Below are 18,302 nucleotides of genomic sequence, written 5' to 3' on the forward strand. Positions count from 1 at the left end.
GCCCGGGGGCGTCGGCGCCACCTCAGGAGACCGCAAAGATCCCGGCAACGCCCCCGGGCTGAACCGGAGGCGTCGGCGCCGACCTCAGCGGTCGACGGTGGTCAGGGTCGGGTGCCCTGGCCGCCGGTGTGCGGGAGCCGCTCGGTGGGGATCACGCCGAGGCGGCCGGCCTTGAAGTCCTCGAACGCCGTGAGCAGTTCGTCCCGGGTGTTCATCACGAACGGGCCGTACTGTGCCACCGGCTCCCGGATCGGCTGACCACCCATGATGTACAGGTCCAGTGCCGGCGTGTTGCTGTCCTGCGAGGTGTCGGCGCTGAACCGCAGCGCGTCACCCGGGCCGTGCACAGCGAGCTGGCCGGTACGCACCGGACGCCGGTCGGTGCCGACCGTGCCGCGACCGCCCAGCACGTACACCAGGGCGTTGAAGTCGGGCCGCCAGGGCAGGTCGACCTGCGCGCCCGGCTGCACGGTGACGTGCGTGATGGTGATCGGGGTGAAGGTCGAACCCGGACCGCGGTGCCCGGCGACCTCGCCGGCGATGACCCGGATCAGCGCGCCGCCGTCGGGCGTGGTGAGCAGCGCCGACTCCCGACCCCGGATGTCCTGGTAGCGGGGCGGGTTCATCTTGGCCGAGCGGGGCAGGTTGACCCACAGCTGGGTGCCGTGGAAGAGCCCGCCGCTCATGACCAGGTGCTCCGGCGGCGCCTCGATGTGCAGCAGGCCGCTGCCCGCCGTCATCCACTGGGTGTCGCCGTCGGTGATGGTGCCGCCACCGCCGTTGGAGTCCTGGTGGTCGAAGACGCCGTCGATGATGTACGTGACGGTCTCGAAGCCGCGGTGCGGGTGCCACGGGGTGCCCTTGGGCTCGCCCGGCGCGTAGTCGACCTCGCCCATCTGGTCGAGGTGGATGAACGGGTCCAGGTCGGTGGTCGACACCCCGGCGAAGGCGCGACGGACCGGGAAGCCCTCACCCTCGAAGCCGCTGGGCGCCGTGGTCACCGTGCGGACCGGGCGGATCGTGGTGGCCTCGTCGAGCTGGGGCAGGCGGGGAAGGACGAGAACGTTGTCGACGGTGATCGCGGGCATGTCGAGGCTCCTAGCGTGAGGCGGGGGTGGTCGAGCTGGCCCGCGATGCCCGCAGGCGCTCGCCGAGCCGGTCGAAGACCCGGGTGAGGCAGGCGACCTCGGCATCGTCGAGGTCGTCCATGAGATGGGTACGCACCGACGCCAGATGGTGGGGTGCGGCTTCTCGCAGGGCGAGCAGCCCGGCGGCGGTGAGGACCGCCTCGCTGCCGCGCCGGTCGTCCGGGCAGGGCTCCTTGCTGACCAGGCCACGACGCTGCATGGAGGAGACCTGGTAGGTGAGGCGGCTGGGCGAGAAGATCAGCCGGCTGGCCAGCTCGCCCATCCGTAGCCGCTGCCCGGGTGCCTCGGAGAGCAGGACCAGCACGTGGTAGTCGGAGAAGCTGAGATCGCTGGCGACCCGCAGATCCTCTTCCAACTGCGTGTAGAGACGCTGGCTGGCCTCGATGTAGGCGCGCCAGGCGGCCTCTCGGGTGCTGTCCAGGCTCTCGGTCATGCCCACGACGGTAGCACTCTTTCAAATTTAAATAACATCGTTTGAGCGTTGCGTCGGTCACTTCCACGGGTGTTGAGCGTCAGTTCGTGCAGCTTTGAAATAAGCCCGTGTGAAACGAGCGGCGCCCAGGCCGTAGGTTGTGCCAGACTCCGGCCTCGTGGAACACGTGGAACTCTGCGCCGCCGACCTGTTGCTGCGCCCGTGGCGGGACGAGGACGCCCCGGCGGTGCGCGACGCCCTCCGTGATCCGGCGATCGCCCAGTGGAACCCGCAGGGCGGCGGCCCGATCGACGACGAGGTCGCGCTGCTCTGGGTGCGTCGCCGGGCCGACTGGTCCACCGGCGGCCACGCCTCGATGGCGGTCACCGCGGCGGCCGGCGGCGAGCTGCTCGGCTCGGTGTCGCTGCACAATATCCGCGACGGCGACGCGTCCATCGGTTACTGGACGATGCCCGCGGCGCGGGGGCGTCGGGTGGCGGCGCGCGCCGTCGTCCGGCTCACCGAGTGGGCGTTCGCGGATCTCGGGCTGCACCGGGTGGAGTTGTGTCACGCGGTGGCCAACCCGGCGTCCTGCCGGGTCGCCGAGCGCGCCGGCTACCCGGCCGAGGGCACCCTGCGCGAGTCGTACCGCTACGGCGACGGCCGCCGCTACGACGAGCACCTGCACGCCCGCCTGGCCACCGACCGCTAACCGCAGGCGGGCCGGGGTCCGAACACGCTTCGGCCCCGGCCGCGCCGTCTGCCGCGACCCGTCACTCGGTGACCTTGCGGAGGAACGTCGCGAGGGCGCTCCTGACGCGGTCGATCCTCTCCGGCAGGGGCAGCGGCTCGGGCGCGGGAGGCCCGGCGTGCTTCTTGCCCCGCAGGTAGAGCGAGCAGGCCAGGTCGGAACACAGGTAGGTGCCCACGGAGTCGCCCTGCCGCCCGCTCGGGCCGGCCTTGGGGGCGGTCATCAGCGAGACGCCTCCGCCCAGGTGCGTGGTCAGGCAGAACGAGCACATGCTGTGCCGCACGCGCCCCGTCTGGTGCGTCGCGGCCCGCAGCACCACCCCGGCCAGCTTGCCGTCGATCTCGGCGACCAGGTAGGCCCGCTGTGGCGCGGACGGGTCGCGCCAGCCGAGGAAGTCGAGGTCGTCCCACGGCCGCATTTCAAGATCGTTAGGTACGGTCAGCCGCTTCGCCTCGCCTCGACTGCAATTGACGAAGGACGCGCGGATGACGGATTCGGTCAGGACCAACATAGGTAGTAGCCTAGCCCTTCTAGGCAAGTGATTATTGGGGACAGGTTGGGAGTGTGCTGCATGGCACGTGCCGGGGTGACCGCCGAACGTCTGACGCTGGCCGCGGCCGAGCTGGCCGACGAGGTGGGCCTGGAGAACGTCACAGTCGCCGCCCTCGCACGCCACTTCGGGGTCAAGGACGCCAGCCTGTACTTCCACCTCAAGAACGCGCGCGAACTACGGGTCAGAATGGCCCTGCTGGCGCTGGCGGAGCTGGCCGACCGGGTCGCCGCCGCGCTCGCCGGCCGGGCCGGCAAGGATGCTCTCGTCGCGTTCGCCAACGCGTACCGCGACTACGCGCGAGAGCACCCGGGCCGATACGCGGCCATGCAGATCGACCTCGACCCGGAGACGGCCGCCGCGAGCGCGGGCGTCCGGCACGCCGAGATGACCCGGGCGATCCTGCGCGGCTACCAGCTCTCCGAGCCGGACCAGACCGACGCGGTACGGATGATGCACAGCACGTTCCACGGGTTCGTCAGTCTGGAGAAGACCGGCGGCTTCCGGCACACCCCGCGCCCCGCCGACGACTCCTGGTCGCGCACCCTGGACGCCCTCGACGCCGTCCTCACCAACTGGCCGTCGCGCTGAGCTGCCGCGGAGCCACGGCATAGGCTCGGTGGCGTGGATGATCTGGAGTTGGCCGACTGGCGGAAGCGGGTGGCCCGGCTGTACCTGTCCGACGTCGACCTGGCCGGCTTCCGCGCCGGCCGCGACGAACTCTTCGCCAACCACCCGCAGAGCCCGATCCCGGTGGCGGAGCGACCCGACTTCGCCGGGGTGCGTTACTTCCCGCCCAATCCCGAGGCCGTTGTCGAAGCGCCCCTGCGCTCGGCCAGCGGTGAGCTGCGCATCGACACCGGGGGCCCGGACGGGGTGGTCGCGTACCGGCGGGTCGCGGTGGCCGAGACGCCGTGGGGGCCGCTGACCCTGTGGTGGATCGAGGCGTACGGGGGCGGGCTGTTCGTTCCGCTGCGCGACGGCACCTGCGGGCGGGACAGCTACGGGGGAGGGCGGTACCTCACCGACACGGTGAAGGGCACCTTCGGCCGGGGCGTCGAGGTGCTGCCCGGTGACCGGGTCCGGCTGGACGCCAACTACCTCTACAACCCGAGCTGCGCGTACGACGACCGCTGGGCCTGCCCGCTGGCACCGCCGGAGAACCGGGTCGACGTGCCGCTGCGGGCCGGCGAGCTGGCGTACCACGACTGAACGACGAAACGGCCGCCCCGGTGTGTGCCGGGACGGCCGATCGAACGTCGCTCAGCGGGCGTTCGTCGCCGAGTTGGGCATCTGCATCCGACCGAGGAGCTGTCGCGCCTGGTCGGCGAGCTGTGCGTCGACGGTCACGGCGTACTGCCCGGCGCGCAGCGAGCTGGCCGAGGTGAAGTCGCGCTGCCCGCCCGTCATGGCGTGCGCCACCGCGCCGAAGACGGCACCCCAGATCGCGCCGATGACCAGCCCGACCAGGATCACCGCCAGCCAGTTGCCGACCGTGAAGATGCCGAACAACAGGCCGATGAAGAGCCCGAACCAGGCGCCGGTGCCGGCGCCGAGCAGGCCGGCTCGACCGGTGGTCATTCGCCCGAGCACCGTCTCCACCAGGGTGAGGTTGGTGCCGACGATGGCGCTGTGCTCCACCGGGAAGCGGTTGTCGGCCAGGTAGTCGACGACCCGCTGTGCGGTCGGATAGTCCGGGTACGAGCCGATCGTCACGGTCGGCGGCCCGCCCTCGGGCCCGTTGCCGTTCCCGCTCGGTGTCGACAGCCGGCCGGCCGGTCCGGATGGAAGCAGGTCGCCACCCTGTGTGCCGGGCCGCCAGTTGCCGGTCGGCCCCGAAGCTGACGTCATGAGCATCCTCCCTCGTCAGCTCCCCGGGTTCCCGCCCAGGCCGACCGGTAACGCGTTGTCCGTCGCCGGGCAGGAGGGGAATGGGCGGCGACTGCCCGGGTAGCCAGTCAGGTGGAGAGCGGACAGATCAGCGACTACGGTTTCCTCGCCGATGGCCGCAGCGCGGCGCTGGTGGACGCCTCGGGCTCGGTCAACTGGTGGTGCCCGGGCCGCTTCGACGCCCCGTCGGTGTTCGGGCGGCTGCTCGACGACAACGCCGGGCACTGGTCCATCCAGCCCGAGGGCGACTACCGGGTCGAGCGCTCCTACCTTGAGGACACCTTGGTGTTGCGGACGGTCTTCCACACCGCGCACGGGGAGGTCGCGCTGACCGACGCGCTCGCCTTCGAGCCCGGCTCACGCGGTCACGACGTCGGTCTGCACTCGCCGCAGGTGCTGGTCCGTTCGGTGGAGGGCCTGTCCGGTTCGGTGCAGATGCGGGTGCACTACCGGCCGCGTTTCGAGTACGGCCGCACCATCGCGTACCTGATCGAGCGGAAGGACATGCTGGAGGCGATCGCCGGTGCCGCCCGACTCACCCTGCGCTGCAGCGAGCGGTTGACCGCCCTGGACGGCGAGGCCACCGGGACGTTCACCGTCCGCGCCGGCACGAAACACAACTTCACCCTCGGGTACGCCCCGACCTACGACGCCCCGCTGCCGGAGGTGCCGGACGCCGACCAGACCATCGCCGACACGGTCGCGGGTTGGCGTTCCTGGTCGACCGAACACCCCTACGACGGGCTCTACCCCGAGCAGGTGCGACGCAGCCGGCTGGTGGTGCAGGGCATGACGTACCGGCCCAGCGGAGCGGTGGTGGCCTCGGTGACCACCTCGCTACCGGAGAAACTCGGCGGGGACCGCAACTACGACTACCGCTACGTCTGGGTGCGCGACTTCAGCCTGACCCTGCGGGCGCTGTGGCGGACGGCGTGCCTGGACGAGGTGCAGCGGCAGTTCGCCTGGTTGGGCCGGGCGATGGGCCGCATCGACGACAGGCCGGTGCCCATCATGTACGGGGTGCTGGGGGAGCGGGACCTCACCGAGCACCGCCTGGAACAGCTCGGCGGCTACCGCGACAGCCCACCCGTGGTGATCGGCAACGACGCGTGGCAGCAGCGGCAGACCGACATCTTCGGCGAGGCGATGGATGCCGCCTGGTTGATGCGCGACAAGCTGGAGCCGCTGGACCCGGAGGTGCAGCACGTGCTCCGGGTGCTCGCCGACCAGGCCGAGCGGGACTGGGAGTTGCCCGACGCGGGCATGTGGGAGGAGCGCGGCGTCCAGCACCACCACGTGTCCTCGAAGGTGCAGTGCTGGGTCGCCCTGGATCGGGCGGTCCGCTTTGGTGACAGGCTCGGAGAGCCGCAGGACGTGGCCCGCTGGGCGGCCGCCCGCGACGCGGTGCGCGCGGAGGTGTTCGAGCGGGGCTGGAACGAGCGGCTCCAGTCGTACACCGGAAGTTTCGAATCCGACGGCCTGGACGCCTCGGTGCTGGTGATGCCGCTGGTCGGGTTCCTGCGGGCCGACGACCCGCGAATGCGCTCGACGATCCGCGCGGTGGAGCAGCGGCTCTCCCACGACGGCCTGCTGCGGCGCTGGGACGGTGACCCGGCGGGTTTTGTGATCTGCTCGTTCTGGCTGGTGTGCTGCCTGGCGTTGGCCGGTGAGCGGGACCGGGCGCACGAGTTGTTCCGAGGGTTGGCGGAGCGGGTCAACGACCTCGGCCTGTTCGCCGAGCAGATCGACCCGCTGACCGGGGAGCAGCTGGGCAACTTCCCGCAGGCGTTCTCCCACATCGGCCTGATCAACGCCGCCGGTGTGCTGACCGACGTCGAGCGGGACCCGACGCTGCGTCAGTGCGGGATGCCCCCGGCGTACTTCTCTCCGGTGGACCGCTGAGCCGGACTTTCGCGGAGATCGTGACAACTTTCTATCTGGCAACGCGAAGTTCTATCGCTTTCCAGTGAAAGACGTTAATGTCCGGGACACCCTGCGGTGCTCCTCCAGTCGGCGGGAGCGGCACCGAGATCCCCCGGACAGCTGGAGGTCTCGTGTCCCGCACACCGCGCCGACGTCTCGTCAGCGCCACCACACTGCTCACCGTCCTGGTCACCCTCTGTCTCGTCCCGCAGGCAAGCGTTCTGCCGGCCGCGTCCCCGGCCCAGGCCGCCGCCCTCGCTCCGCCCGCCACCGCCGGTTTCGAGAAGGTCGCACTGGATGGCGGCCTGTCCATGGGCGAACCGATCGAACTGGCCGTGGCGCCCGACGGCAAGGTCTTCTACATCAACCGGGGCACCAGCAGCGCCGGTGGTCAGGTCCGCCTCTACAACCCGGCGACCAGGTCCACCACAGTGGCCCTCACCCTGGCGCTGGACGCCCGCTTCGAGGACGGCCTGATCGGCATCACCCTGCACCCGAGCTTCGCGAGCAACCGCTGGGTCTACCTCTTCTACTCGCCGAAGGTCACCCCACTGGTCAACCGGATCAGTCGGTTCACCTTCAACCCGTCCACGCTGCTGCTCGACCCGGGCAGCGAGGACATGCTGATCGAGTGGCCCACCGAACGCGATCTGTGCTGCCACTCGGCCGGCTCGATGAGCTGGGACACCGTCGGCAACCTGTACTTCGCCGTCGGCGACAACACCAACTCCGGCGGCGACTCCGCCGGGATGGCCCCGATCGACGAGCGGACGAACCGCAACGCCCAGTACGACGCCCAGCGCACCTCCGGCAACACGAACGACCTGCGCGGCAAGATCAACCGGATCCACCCGGAGAACGACGGCAGCTACACCGTCCCCGCCGGCAACCTCTTCGCCGCCGGCACCGCCCTGACGCGCCCGGAGATCTACGTGATGGGTGTGCGCAACCCGTACCGGATCTGGGTGGACCGCAAGGCGAACAACACCCTCTACTGGGGTGAGGTCGGCCCCGACGCCGGCACCGACCTCGCCAACCGCGGCCCGGCGGCCTACGACGAGTTCAACCGGGCCAACGGGCCCGGCAACTACGGCTGGCCGTACTGTGGCGGCCCCAACGTCGCCTACAACGACTGGGACTTCGCCACCGCCACACCGCGTGGTTGGTTCCCCTGCGGCGGCTCGACCGGACCGGTGAACAACTCACCCCGCAACACGGGCGTCCAGCAGCTACCGCCGACCAGACCGGCACTCGTCTGGGAGCAGCACGGCGGCAGTGAGGACTGGCCGGCGCTGGACAACCCGGGTGGGTGCGGATCGCCCAACCACGTCGAGGTCTACCACTACGACCCGAACCTCGTCTCGGACGTGAAGTGGCCGGCCTACTACGACAACAAGTGGCTGATCTCCGAGTACTGCCGCAACTGGATCAAGGAGGTCCAGTTCGACAACGGCAACCCGTCCACCGGGGCACCGACAGTCATCGAGCCGGTGCTCGCCGGCATGCAACTCGTCCACCCCATCGACTGGCAGTTCGGCCCGGACGGCTCGCTCTACCTGCTGGAATACGGCAGCGGCTACTTCTCCGGCGCGGTCGACGCGGGTCTCTACAAAATCAACTACGTCCAGGGTGGCCGGTCGCCGGTGGCCAAGGCCACCGTCAACCGGGACAACGGCCTGGCACCCCTCGCGGTGACCTTCTCCAGCGCCGGCAGCTCGGACCCGGACGGCGACCCGCTGACGTACGCGTGGGACTTCACGAACAACGGCAGCACCGACTCGACAGCGGCGAACCCGTCCTTCACGTACTCCGCGAACGGCAGCTACAGCGCCCGGCTCACCGTCAACGACGGCACCGGCCGCAGCGCCACCACAGTGGTGTCGGTGGTGGTCGGCAACAACCGACCTACTGTCACGTTGACCGGACTGCCCGCCGGCGGACTCTTCGACTGGGAGCAGGACCTGACGGTGGGCGCCACGGCCAGTGACCCGCAGGACGGCACGCCGGCCTGCTCGGCGGTGGTCGTCCGGGCGGCGCTGGGCCACCAGGAGCACGCCCACGAGGAGGGGGAGGGGACCGGATGCGGCGCGACCTTCAACACCGGACCGGTGCACGCCGGCCCCGACTCGGTGCTGTTCTTCGTCCTGCGGGGCAGCTACACCGATCGTGGGGCGACCGGTTCGGTCGCACTCACGGGTGAGCAGGAGATCAGCCTCTACCCGAAACAGTGGCAGGCCGAGCACTTCGTCCAGCTCAACGGCCCCAAGGTGATCGACCAGGCGGCGGCCGAGGGTGGCAAGCGGCTGGGTGACGTCCAGAGCGGCGAGAGCGTCCGACACCACGCGGTGAGCCTCAAGGGGATCACCGGCGTCCGGGCCCGGGTCTCCTCCGGCGGCCCCGGCGGCACCCTCTCCTTCCGGTACGACTCACCGACCGGCACCGAGGTCGCCCGGATCGCGGTGCCGAACACCGGCGGCTGGGACAACTACACAGAGCTGAGCGCCACGGTGACCAAGCCGGACGACGGCACCCACGACCTGTACCTGGTCGTCACCGGCGGGAGCGGGGCGTTGCTGGACGTGGACAGCTACACCTTCACCGGCCCGGGCGTCGGCACCGGCGGCGCGCGCACCGGTGAGGTCAAGGCCCTCGGCAAGTGCGCGGACATCGCCTCCAGCCAGACCGCGAACGGCACCAAAGTGCAGACCTGGACCTGCAACGGCACCGCCGCCCAGCGCTGGACCCTGCCCGGCGACGGCACGGTGCGAGGGCTCGCCAAGTGCCTGGACGTGAAGGCAAGCGGCACCACCGACGGCACCCTCGTGCAGCTCTACGACTGCAACGGCACCGGGGCCCAGCAGTGGGCCGCCCAGTCGGACGGCAGCCTGCGCAACCCCCAGTCCGGGCGTTGCCTGGACATCCCCAACTCGGATCTCACCGACGGACGGCAACTGCGGATCTGGACCTGCAACGGCACCGGGGCGCAACGCTGGACCCTGCCCTGACCGCCCCCTGAACGGCTCGGTACCCGTACCCGAGCGTCGATGACGCACGGGGCCGGGCGGCGGAGGCGGAGCCCGGCCGTCCACCCACGTCCCCCGGGTGGGCGGCCAGGACTCGGGGGAGAATGCCGGGTATGCGGCTGGTGCTCACGGCGGACACCCACCTACCCAAGCGGGCCCGGGACCTACCCGGGCCCCTCTGGGCGGCCATCGACGCGGCCGACGTGGTGGTGCACGCCGGCGACTGGGTGGACGAGGCCCTGCTCGACGCCATGACGGTGCGATCGCGCCGACTGATCGGGGTGTACGGCAACAACGACGGGCCGGCGCTGCGCGCCCGGCTGCCGGAGGTGGCCCAGGTCGAACTCGACGGCCTGCGGATCGCTGTGGTGCACGAGACGGGCCCCCGGACCGGCCGGGAGAAGCGGTGCGCGGCTCGCTTTCCCGACGTCGACCTGCTGGTGTTCGGGCATTCGCACATTCCCTGGGACACCGAGGCGCCCGGTGGGCTACGCCTGATCAACCCCGGGTCACCCACCGACCGCCGCTCCCAACCCCACGCCACCTACCTCACCGCCGAGGTGCACGAGGGCAGCCTGACCGAGGTGAAGCTGCACCCCCTGCCCCGCCCCTGATTGCCCTCCCCAGGCCCTGCGCCCCGTCGTCCTCCCTCTCGCCCTCTCGCCCCTCGCCCCTGCCCTCTCGCCCCTGCCCTCTCGCCCCTGCCCTCTCGCCCCTGCTCCCTGCGCATGACCTGGAGGGCCTCACTCTGATGAGCGTGATGTCTGTGAGTCATCACGATGACTCGGAGACATCAGGCTCATCAGCGGATGTGGCTCCAGCGCTCATCCCTGGCCAGCCGTTGGGCCTGACGGCCAACGGCGGCAGGGCAGTCCGCGGGCGGGGTGGCAGGGGCGAGGCGGGGCCCCTCCTCGCCCCTGCTCCCTGCTTCCTACTCCCGCGATCTTGCACTTGCTGTCGTTGTTCTGCGCCTTGCGTGCCTTTTGTCGCGACAGCAAGTGCAAGATCGCGTGGAGAGGGTGCGAGCGGCGCCTCGCCGATCATGGAGTTGTGGGGTTACTGGCCTCGGCCGGTTTTGGCTTGGAGTTCGTCGATGCGCTTGGACGCCTCGGCCTTGGTCAGGTCGTCCGGGAGGTCGGCGTGGGCCTCCCGGGCCAGCGTGCTCAGGTAGGACTCCTGAGCGGCGGTCGGCGGCTCGTCCCCGGTGACCCACTCGTCCGGGTCCTTGATCGCGGCGTTCTGGTCGGCGTTCTGGTCGACCTGCTCGGTGCGGCGGTCCGTCATCATCATCACCCTTTCTTTCGAACAGGTGTGCCAGTACCCCGATCATTGGTGGTTCATGCCCGAACCCCGCCACCTACGATCATCGGATGACGAAGGACCGGTCGAGCGTGGTGGTGGTCGGGGCGGGCATAGCCGGGGTGGCCTGTGCGGTCGAGTTGACCCGGGCCGGGGTGCCGGTGCAGGTCCGGGAGCGGGGGCACGTCTGCGGTGGCCGGATGGCCAGCAAACGCTTCCAGGGCCGGCCCGCGGACATCGGCGCCGCCTACTTCACCGCCACCGACCCGGACTTCGCCGCACTGGTCGAGCAGTGGCGCGCCGCCGGGCTCGTCCACGAATGGACCGACACCTTCCTGGCGTACGACCGGAGTGGAAACCACGAGGTGGCCGGGCCGATGCGTTACGCCGCTCCCCGTGGGCTTCGCTCGTTGGTCGAGCACCTGGCCGGCGCGGTACCGGTGACCGTCGACCGGCTGGTGCTCACAGTGGAACCCGGCCCGGTCGTCGACGGGCAGCCGTGTGCGGCGGTCGCCCTGGCCATGCCGGGTCCGCAGGCCGCCCTGCTGCTCGACCCGGCCCTGACCGAGGCCACCCGGGTCGTACAGGAGCAACGCTGGTCGCCGTCGCTGGCCGCGGTGCTGCGCTTCCCGACGCGGCGCTGGCCGGACTTCCGGGGCGCGTTCGTCAACGAGCACCCGGTGCTCAACCTCGTCTGCGACGACGGCGACCGGCGCGGTGACGGCGCGCCGGTGCTGGTCGCGCACACCGTGCCGGCGTTCGCGGCCGGGCACCTGGCTCAACCCACCGGGGCCGGCCCGGCGATCGAACAGGCCGTCCGGGACCTGCTCGGGCTGCCCGAGCCGGCCGTCGACGTGCACGTGCACCGTTGGACGTACGCGAAGCCGACCAGCGACGCCGGCGGCGCCACCTACCACCTCGACGCCGACGGGATCGGCCTGGCCGGCGACGCGTTCGGCAAGCCCCGGGTGCAGAGCGCCTGGCGCTCCGGCCGGGACCTGGGCCGTGCGCTGGCCGCCCGCCTGGCCTGAGTCACCCCGTCAGGCGTGCCCGGCTGCCGCGACGGGGCGAGGGTCGGCGTCCCGCTCGGCCGGGTCGGAGGTTCGCTCTCCCTCCCGGTCCAGCAGTTGCATGACCGGGGTCGCCGTGATGCCGTGCACCACGACGGAGACGAGCACCACCAGCCCGACGGTCGCCCAGAGCAGTTCGGCCTGCGGGAAGTCGGCCTTGGTGGTGGCGTACGCGAGGTAGTAGAACGAGCCGACGCCGCGGATGCCGAACAACGAGATGACCCAGTGTTCGGCCGGGCGTCCGGGAGCGCCGCGCAACGACAGCCAGGCGATCAGAGGCCGCACCAGGAACACCAGCGCCAGCCCGACGGCGGCTGCCGGCCAGGTCAGCGGGCCCAGCAGACCACCCACTATCGCGCCGCCGAGCAGCAGCAACAGCACCAGGGTGAGCAGCCGTTCGACCTGCTCGGCGAAGTCGTGCAGCACCGAGTGGAACTCGTGGGTCCGTTCGGCGGCCCGAATGGCCCGGGCGGCCACGAACACCGCCAGGAAGCCGTACCCGCCGACCACCTCCACCAGCCCGTACGCCAGGAACGTGGCGGCCAGCGCCAGGAAGCCCTCGGCGTGCCGGGCCAGCCGCAGCTCGCTGGGTGCGCGGAAGAACAGCTTGCCGAGCAACCAGCCGATGAGCAGGCCACCGCCGACGCCGATGCTGATCTTCCACAGCACGTCCACTGTGAACCACTCGGCCAACCAGTCGCTCGGGGCGAGGCTGGTCGAGGCGATGGCGATGGCCGCGTAGACGAACGGGAACGCCAGCCCGTCGTTCAGGCCGGCTTCGGAGGTCAACGCGAAGCGGACCTCGTCCTCGGAATCCTCCACGTCGGTCGGCTCGCCGACCTGCACGTCGGCGGCGAGCACCGGGTCGGTGGGCGCCAGCGCGGCACCCAACAGCAGCGCGGCGGCCGGCACCAGCCCCGCCCACCACCAGCCGAGCACTGCCACCGCCGCGATGCACAGGGGCATCGCGATCGCCAGGAGCCGCCAGGTGGACGACCACCGCCGCCAACTCAACGGCCGGTCGATCTTCAGCCCCGCGCCCATCAGCGCAACGATCACCCCGATCTCGGTGAGGTGGGTGGCCAGCTCCGGGTGGGCCAGGGGGTCCGGCGACGGCAGCCCGACCGGCAGCAGGAACACCAGCATGCCGAGGGCGAGGAAGGCGATCGGCATGGACAGCGGGCGGCGCTCCAGCACCCGCGGCAGGATGCCCGCGAGCAGCGCGCCCAGACCCACCAGTGCGAACGCCACATCTACCGGCTCCACCGGCACCACCTTTCCGCCCGCACCCGCGAGGTGCGGGCAGGTGGTGACAGTCCTTGCCCCGCAAGGGCTCCGGCTATGCGCGTCGGTGCCGGTGGACCCGAGTGATCCTCACCGGGGTCGGGTGAGCGGCGAGTCCGCCAACTCGTGCAACAGCGCGGCCGGGTCGTCGTACACCGCCACGGCACCCGCGCCGGCGAGCTCGCCGCGGCTGGTGCCACCGCAGGTCAGGCCCACACACGGGATGTTCAACTTGCCGGCCGCCACGACGTCCCACACCGAGTCGCCGACGAAGACCACCCGCTCGGCGGTCAAGCCGGACTGCTCCAACGCGGCGACCAGGATGTCCGGTGCCGGCTTGCTCTGCTCGGCGTCCGCGGAGGAGGTGATCGTGTCGATCACGTCTTCGGCGCCCAGCGCCCGACGAAGCGCGCCCACCTCGGGTTCCGAGGCGGAGGTGGCCAGCACGACACGCAAACCCCGCTCGGCGCAGGCGCGCAACAAGTCGGCCGCCCGGGGTAGCGGCGTGAGTCGTTCCCAGTACTCGGCGTAGAGGGTGTCGTGCGCGTCGCGCAGCTTGGAGTCGGCGTCGCGGTCCCGCTCCGGGCCGAGGAGATGATCCAGGAGCTTGTCCGACCCCATCCCGATCGAACGGTGCACCACCGCCATCGGCACCGGCTGATCGGTCTGGCGTAACGCCTCCCACCAGCTCACCGTGTGCAGGTAGGTGGTGTCGACCAGGGTGCCGTCGACATCGAAGAGGACCCCGGCGGGCCGGTTGGTGGCCATTAGGCGTCCTCCTGCCATCGGGCGGCTCAGGGCTGCGCGGCTGGCGGCGTGAGGATCTCGAACCAGACCGTGGAGCCCCGGACCGAGGGGTCGGTGCCCCAGGCGTCGCTGAGCTCCTCGATCAGGCCGAGGCCGCGCCCGCGACTGCTCAACGTGTCGGTACGGGCCCGGGTCACGGTCCCCCGGGTGCCGGAATCGGCTACCGAGACGAGCAGCCGCTCGGCGCTGAGGTCGATCTCCACCCGGGCGGCAGTGCCGGCGTGCAGCAACGCGTTGGTGGTCAGCTCGCTGGTGCAGAGCACCGCCGCTCCGATCACCGACTCGGGCACCTGCCACTCGGTGAGCTGGCCGGTCAGCCAGTGCCGGACCCGGCTGGGCGCGGTCGGCTCGGCGGGCACCTCCATGCTCGCCGAACGACTCGGTCTGAGCGCGTGCTCGACCGCCAGCACGGCCACGTCGTCCTCCGTGCCGCCCGGGACCGCCGCGGTGGCCACCGCGCAGAGCGCGCGGGGGTCGCCGCTGCCGGCCTTGGCAATGGCGTCGCTCAGGGTGGCCAGCCCGGCGCTCAGGCTCTGCCGGCGACGCTCCACCACCCCGTCGCTGAACAGCAGCAGGGTGTCACCGGGGCGGAACGGGACGGTCGTGGTGCCCGGCCGGCCGCCCAACCCCAGCGGCGGCCCGGCCGGGACGTCGACATACTCGGCGTGGAACCGACCATCCGCGTCACCGCGGCGGATCAACGGCGCGGGGTGACCGGCGCTGGCCAGGGTCAGTTCCCGCCGCTCCGCGTCGATCACCCCGAACGCCACGGTCACGAACAGCTCGTGGGTGCTGGCCTCCGCGCCGAGGCTGGTCACCAGCCGATCCAGGCCGGCCAGGACCGCGTCGGGCGTCGGGTCGGCCAGGGCCAGAGCGCGCAGCGCGGCCCGGACCTGCCCCATCCGCGCGGCGGCCTGCACGTCGTGCCCGGCGACGTCGCCCAGCACCACGCCGAGCGAGCCGTTGGGCAGCAGGAACGCGTCGTAGAAGTCACCGCCGGCCGCGTTGCCGTCCACACCCGGGTCGTAGCGGGCCGCGATCCGCAACCGGGGAAGATCCGGAAGGTGCTCCGGCAACATGCTGCGCTGCAACAGTTGGGCAGTGCCGTGCTGGGTCTCGAAACGGCGGGCCCGCTCGGCGGCCTGGCCGATCAGCTCGGCGGAGGCGGCCAGCAGCGCCCGTTCGGCGGGGGACCAGGTGTGCGGAACCTGGTACCCGACCGCCAGCCCGCCGCGGACCACTGAGGTGCCCAGCGGCAGGGCCGCCATCGCGCGGATCTTCTGGTCGTGGCGGTCCACGGCGGTGTCCCGCAGCGGCTGCCCGTCGCGGGTGAACGACGGGGCGCCGGAGCGGGCCGCCTGGACCACCGGGGCCGACCAGTCCGCCGGCGCGCGCCTCCAGAGCGGGGGGAGCCGCTCGTCGGCCTCGTCCAACAACTCACCACGGACCCGACGCACCATGCGCCAGCCGCCGCCGCCCTCGTCGACGGCGAACGACGCCTGGTCGGGGTCGAACGTGGTGATCGCGTACCGCAGCGCCACCCGGGCCACGTCGTCGAGGGTGAGGGTGCCGGCGAGCGCCGCGGCCACCTCGCTGAGGCTCTGCAACTGCTCGGTGACGTGGGTGGTCTCGGCCGCGACAGTCAACACGCCGACGATCTGCCCGGCGCTGTCGCGCACCGGTGAGTAGCCCCGGGTGAAGACCGCCTGCTCCACCGTGGCGGAGTGCCCACGGACCAGCGGGAGGGTGGACTCCTTCTCCAGGAAGGGTTCGCCCTGCCGGTAGCAGCGCTCGATCACCGCACCGACGCCGGGCAGCGCCCAGATCTCCGCGAACACCTCGGCGGCCGGACGACCGAGGGCGCTGGGGTGTTTGGTGCCCAGCAGTTCGGCGTAGCCCGCGTTGTAGAGCAGGACGAGGTCGTCGCCGTACGCCAGGGCCATCGGCATCGGTGAAGCGAGGACCAGCTCCACCACCGCCTGGAGGGCAACGTCCCAGTTGTCGGCCGGGCCGAGCGGGGTGTTGGCCCAGTCGTGGGCGAGCACGCCGACGGCCGGGCCGGACCCGGTGGGTGCGCCCGGGCCCGGAGTTGCTGGCGTGGGGACCCGCCCGACCGTTCCTGGCATGTTCGCAGCCTAGTCGGCCGACCGGAAAAGGCATCCGACCACGGCGGCCGGCCGTCGCCGAGTCCGCCGCGTTGGCCGTTTGGGCAGTTCAGGGCCCCTGTCCGGAGGTCTGTCGGGAAAAACGCCGCGCGCTGCGCGGAGTGCCGGACCGGTTGCCGGGTATGCGCCCGGCGCAGTCCATGCGACAGGAGGGACATCATGCTGAAAACCCTCGCGGTCCGGCAGGCCGACATCGGCGATGCCATCGCCGACACCTGGAGGTCGGTGCTGCTCTTCATCCCGAAGGCAGTGGCCTTCATCGTCATCCTCGTGGTCGGCTGGCTCATCGCCAGAGCCGTCCTCAAGATCGTGGATACGGTGCTGGAACGGGTGCGCTTCGACCAGGCGGTCGAACGCGGTGGCATCAAACGGGCCCTGGAGAGAACGAAGTACGACGCCAGCGACATCCTGGCCAGACTGGCGTACTACGCCGTACTGCTGTTCACGCTGCAGTTCGCCTTCGGAGTCTGGGGGCCCAACGCGATCAGTGACCTGATCAGCGGCGTGGTGGCCTGGCTGCCGCGCGCGTTCATCGCGATCGTCATCGTGGTGGTGGCGGCCGCGATCGCCAACGCTGTCCGGGATCTGGTCACCGGGGCGTTGGGAGGGCTCTCGTACGGCAAGGTGCTGGCCGACCTGACGGCGATCTTCATCATCGCGCTCGGCGTGATCGCCGCCCTGAACCAGGTGGGTATCGCCACCACGGTGACCACTCCGGTGCTGATCGCGGTGCTCGCCACGGTGGCCGGCATCCTGATCGTCGGTGTCGGTGGCGGCCTGGTGAAACCGATGCAGAAGCGCTGGGACGGCTGGCTGGACCGGGCGGCCCAGGAGGCCCGGGCGGTGCAGCAGCAACGTCAGGCCGCGTCGGCCGGGCGTAGCGACGTGGAGCGGCAGATGGCCGACCGCGGGGGTGACCGCACCCAGGCCATGCCTCGGGTGGACGAAGCCCAGCAGTACCGCTCGTAGCGGGCGGAACGGCACGACGGGTGGGAGGGTGTTCCGCGTACGCCGCGGGGTGCCCTCCCCTCGCGTGTCAGTGCTGGTCGAGTGCGCGAGCCAGCGCGCAGACCGCGACCAGCCGGGTGAGCAGCCACTCCGGCTCGCTCCAGTCCACCGCCCCGCTCGGCGGCGTCCACCCGTGCTCCAGCGCGGCGGCGCGCACCCCCTCGGCGTAGCCGGCGAGCGCCGCGGAGGTCAGCGGCGTGCGGTCGCCGTCGAGGCTGTCCCGGACGGCCGCCGCATGCTGGTCGACGAGGGCCAGCAGCCCCGGGCGCGCGGCGGCGGCGGCGAGCCCGACAGTGCCCACGGAGACGATGAGGGCGGCCAGGGTGGACCGCGCCGAGTCGACGGCGGTACGGGAGGCGACCCGGTTGAACGGCACACGCATGGTGACCGAGGCTAACCGACCAGTGTTCGCGTCGACCTCGTCCGCTCGGCGGATGTCGGCTGCACCACTGGGGCGCTCGCCGCTGACCTGGGGGATTGATCCGGCACAGACGGGGCAGCAGGAGAACACCCAGCAACGACCGCACGCGGCACGGAGGCACGGATGGGACAGCAGGCGGACGGACCCGACGAGCGGCACCGGCGGCCGGACGGTGTCAGCGACGCGACGATCGCCGCGCTCGGGAAGCTCAGCGAGGCGCTGGAGTGTGTGGAGCGGGCCCGGGGGCATCTCTACTCGATGCACCAGTTGATCGGTCATGCCGACCTGATGCTCGACGAGGCGGTGGAACAGTTCCAGGCCGCCGGGCATCCGCGCCTCGCCGACCGGATCGCCACCGAGCTGCGCGGCCGCAACGTCATCGCCGGACGGTGGACGTTTCAGATCGTCGAGGACTTCGACGACGGCTACCACGCGCTGTTCCGGGAGTTGGACAAGCAGGCCCGCGACGAGTTGGTGGGTGGGCGGCGCCACCTCTACGAGGCGGAGATGAAGGAACACCGCCGTAGCCGGGGCCGGGGGGGGCCCGGTGT

18 protein-coding genes are annotated in these 18,302 nt (G+C 71.3%); 9 read left to right on the plus strand and 9 right to left on the minus strand.

All coding sequences use genetic code 11. From position 1 onward, the window contains the following. Positions 1–101: 101 nt before the first annotated feature. The gene (locus AB0B48_RS23120; RefSeq protein WP_357204712.1) at positions 102–1,088 is read right to left on the minus strand and encodes a pirin family protein; all 987 of its coding nucleotides are present in this window, start codon (positions 1,086–1,088) and stop codon (positions 102–104) included. 10 nt (positions 1,089–1,098) lie between these two features. Beyond that, positions 1,099–1,581, minus strand: coding sequence for a MarR family transcriptional regulator (locus tag AB0B48_RS23125; protein WP_357204714.1), 483 nt, complete (start codon positions 1,579–1,581; stop codon positions 1,099–1,101). 157 nt (positions 1,582–1,738) lie between these two features. Here AB0B48_RS23125 and AB0B48_RS23130 point away from each other — a divergent pair, with 157 nt between their 5' ends. Continuing rightward, positions 1,739–2,272, plus strand: a complete 534-nt coding sequence (locus tag AB0B48_RS23130) for a GNAT family protein (RefSeq protein ID WP_357204716.1) — start codon at positions 1,739–1,741, stop codon at positions 2,270–2,272. Positions 2,273–2,333: 61 nt separating this feature from the next. On the opposite strand, the gene AB0B48_RS23135 is transcribed toward AB0B48_RS23130, so the two are convergent. After that, on the minus strand, positions 2,334–2,822 hold the full coding sequence (locus tag AB0B48_RS23135; protein WP_357204718.1) for an FBP domain-containing protein: 489 nt from the start codon (positions 2,820–2,822) through the stop codon (positions 2,334–2,336). 60 nt (positions 2,823–2,882) lie between these two features. Between AB0B48_RS23135 and AB0B48_RS23140 the strand changes: the two genes are divergently transcribed. Together AB0B48_RS23140 and AB0B48_RS23145 are read left to right on the plus strand one after the other, a co-directional pair. Further along, positions 2,883–3,452 (plus strand): WHG domain-containing protein, encoded by a 570-nt coding sequence (locus AB0B48_RS23140; RefSeq protein ID WP_357204720.1) that lies wholly within the window; start codon positions 2,883–2,885, stop codon positions 3,450–3,452. Between the two features lie 33 nt (positions 3,453–3,485). Beyond that, positions 3,486–4,073, plus strand: a complete 588-nt coding sequence (locus AB0B48_RS23145) for a DUF1684 domain-containing protein (protein ID WP_357204722.1) — start codon at positions 3,486–3,488, stop codon at positions 4,071–4,073. Positions 4,074–4,124: 51 nt separating this feature from the next. Here the strand turns inward: AB0B48_RS23145 and AB0B48_RS23150 are convergent, their stop codons facing one another. Further along, the gene (locus AB0B48_RS23150; RefSeq protein WP_355007209.1) at positions 4,125–4,712 is read right to left on the minus strand and encodes a general stress protein; all 588 of its coding nucleotides are present in this window, start codon (positions 4,710–4,712) and stop codon (positions 4,125–4,127) included. Between the two features lie 111 nt (positions 4,713–4,823). Here AB0B48_RS23150 and AB0B48_RS23155 point away from each other — a divergent pair, with 111 nt between their 5' ends. From AB0B48_RS23155 to AB0B48_RS23165, 3 genes are all read left to right on the plus strand, one after another. Continuing rightward, on the plus strand, positions 4,824–6,653 hold the full coding sequence (locus AB0B48_RS23155) for a glycoside hydrolase family 15 protein (RefSeq protein ID WP_357204725.1): 1,830 nt from the start codon (positions 4,824–4,826) through the stop codon (positions 6,651–6,653). A gap of 152 nt (positions 6,654–6,805) precedes the next feature. After that, positions 6,806–9,679, plus strand: coding sequence for a ricin-type beta-trefoil lectin domain protein (locus tag AB0B48_RS23160; protein ID WP_357204727.1), 2,874 nt, complete (start codon positions 6,806–6,808; stop codon positions 9,677–9,679). Between the two features lie 131 nt (positions 9,680–9,810). Next, positions 9,811–10,311, plus strand: coding sequence for a metallophosphoesterase (locus tag AB0B48_RS23165; protein ID WP_357204729.1), 501 nt, complete (start codon positions 9,811–9,813; stop codon positions 10,309–10,311). Between the two features lie 442 nt (positions 10,312–10,753). Here AB0B48_RS23165 and AB0B48_RS23170 read toward each other — a convergent pair whose 3' ends face one another. Next, positions 10,754–10,984 (minus strand): DUF3072 domain-containing protein, encoded by a 231-nt coding sequence (locus tag AB0B48_RS23170; RefSeq protein WP_357204743.1) that lies wholly within the window; start codon positions 10,982–10,984, stop codon positions 10,754–10,756. Between the two features lie 104 nt (positions 10,985–11,088). On the opposite strand from AB0B48_RS23170, the gene AB0B48_RS23175 reads away from it, so the two are divergent. After that, positions 11,089–12,027 carry an FAD-dependent oxidoreductase gene (locus AB0B48_RS23175; protein WP_357204745.1) on the plus strand — a complete coding sequence of 313 codons (939 nt, stop codon included), beginning with the start codon at positions 11,089–11,091 and terminating at the stop codon, positions 12,025–12,027. 9 nt (positions 12,028–12,036) lie between these two features. On the opposite strand, the gene AB0B48_RS23180 is transcribed toward AB0B48_RS23175, so the two are convergent. The 3 genes from AB0B48_RS23180 to AB0B48_RS23190 form a co-directional block, all read right to left on the minus strand. Further along, complete coding sequence (locus tag AB0B48_RS23180) at positions 12,037–13,332, minus strand: cation:proton antiporter (protein ID WP_357204731.1); 1,296 nt, start codon at positions 13,330–13,332, stop codon at positions 12,037–12,039. A 108-nt stretch (positions 13,333–13,440) separates the two neighbouring features. Further along, the gene (locus AB0B48_RS23185; RefSeq protein WP_357204733.1) at positions 13,441–14,118 is read right to left on the minus strand and encodes an HAD family hydrolase; all 678 of its coding nucleotides are present in this window, start codon (positions 14,116–14,118) and stop codon (positions 13,441–13,443) included. A 26-nt stretch (positions 14,119–14,144) separates the two neighbouring features. Then, positions 14,145–16,283 (minus strand): SpoIIE family protein phosphatase, encoded by a 2,139-nt coding sequence (locus AB0B48_RS23190; protein ID WP_357204735.1) that lies wholly within the window; start codon positions 16,281–16,283, stop codon positions 14,145–14,147. 198 nt (positions 16,284–16,481) lie between these two features. Between AB0B48_RS23190 and AB0B48_RS23195 the strand changes: the two genes are divergently transcribed. After that, complete coding sequence (locus AB0B48_RS23195; protein ID WP_357204737.1) at positions 16,482–17,291, plus strand: hypothetical protein; 810 nt, start codon at positions 16,482–16,484, stop codon at positions 17,289–17,291. 67 nt (positions 17,292–17,358) lie between these two features. On the opposite strand, the gene AB0B48_RS23200 is transcribed toward AB0B48_RS23195, so the two are convergent. Beyond that, positions 17,359–17,712 (minus strand): DUF6401 family natural product biosynthesis protein, encoded by a 354-nt coding sequence (locus tag AB0B48_RS23200; RefSeq protein ID WP_357204739.1) that lies wholly within the window; start codon positions 17,710–17,712, stop codon positions 17,359–17,361. A gap of 162 nt (positions 17,713–17,874) precedes the next feature. Here AB0B48_RS23200 and AB0B48_RS23205 point away from each other — a divergent pair. Next, the coding region (locus AB0B48_RS23205) for a hypothetical protein (RefSeq protein WP_357204741.1) at positions 17,875–18,302 on the plus strand (428 nt) is incomplete at its 3' end.

The organism is Micromonospora sp. NPDC049089 (assembly GCF_040648775.1).
Taxonomy (GTDB): domain Bacteria; phylum Actinomycetota; class Actinomycetes; order Mycobacteriales; family Micromonosporaceae; genus Micromonospora.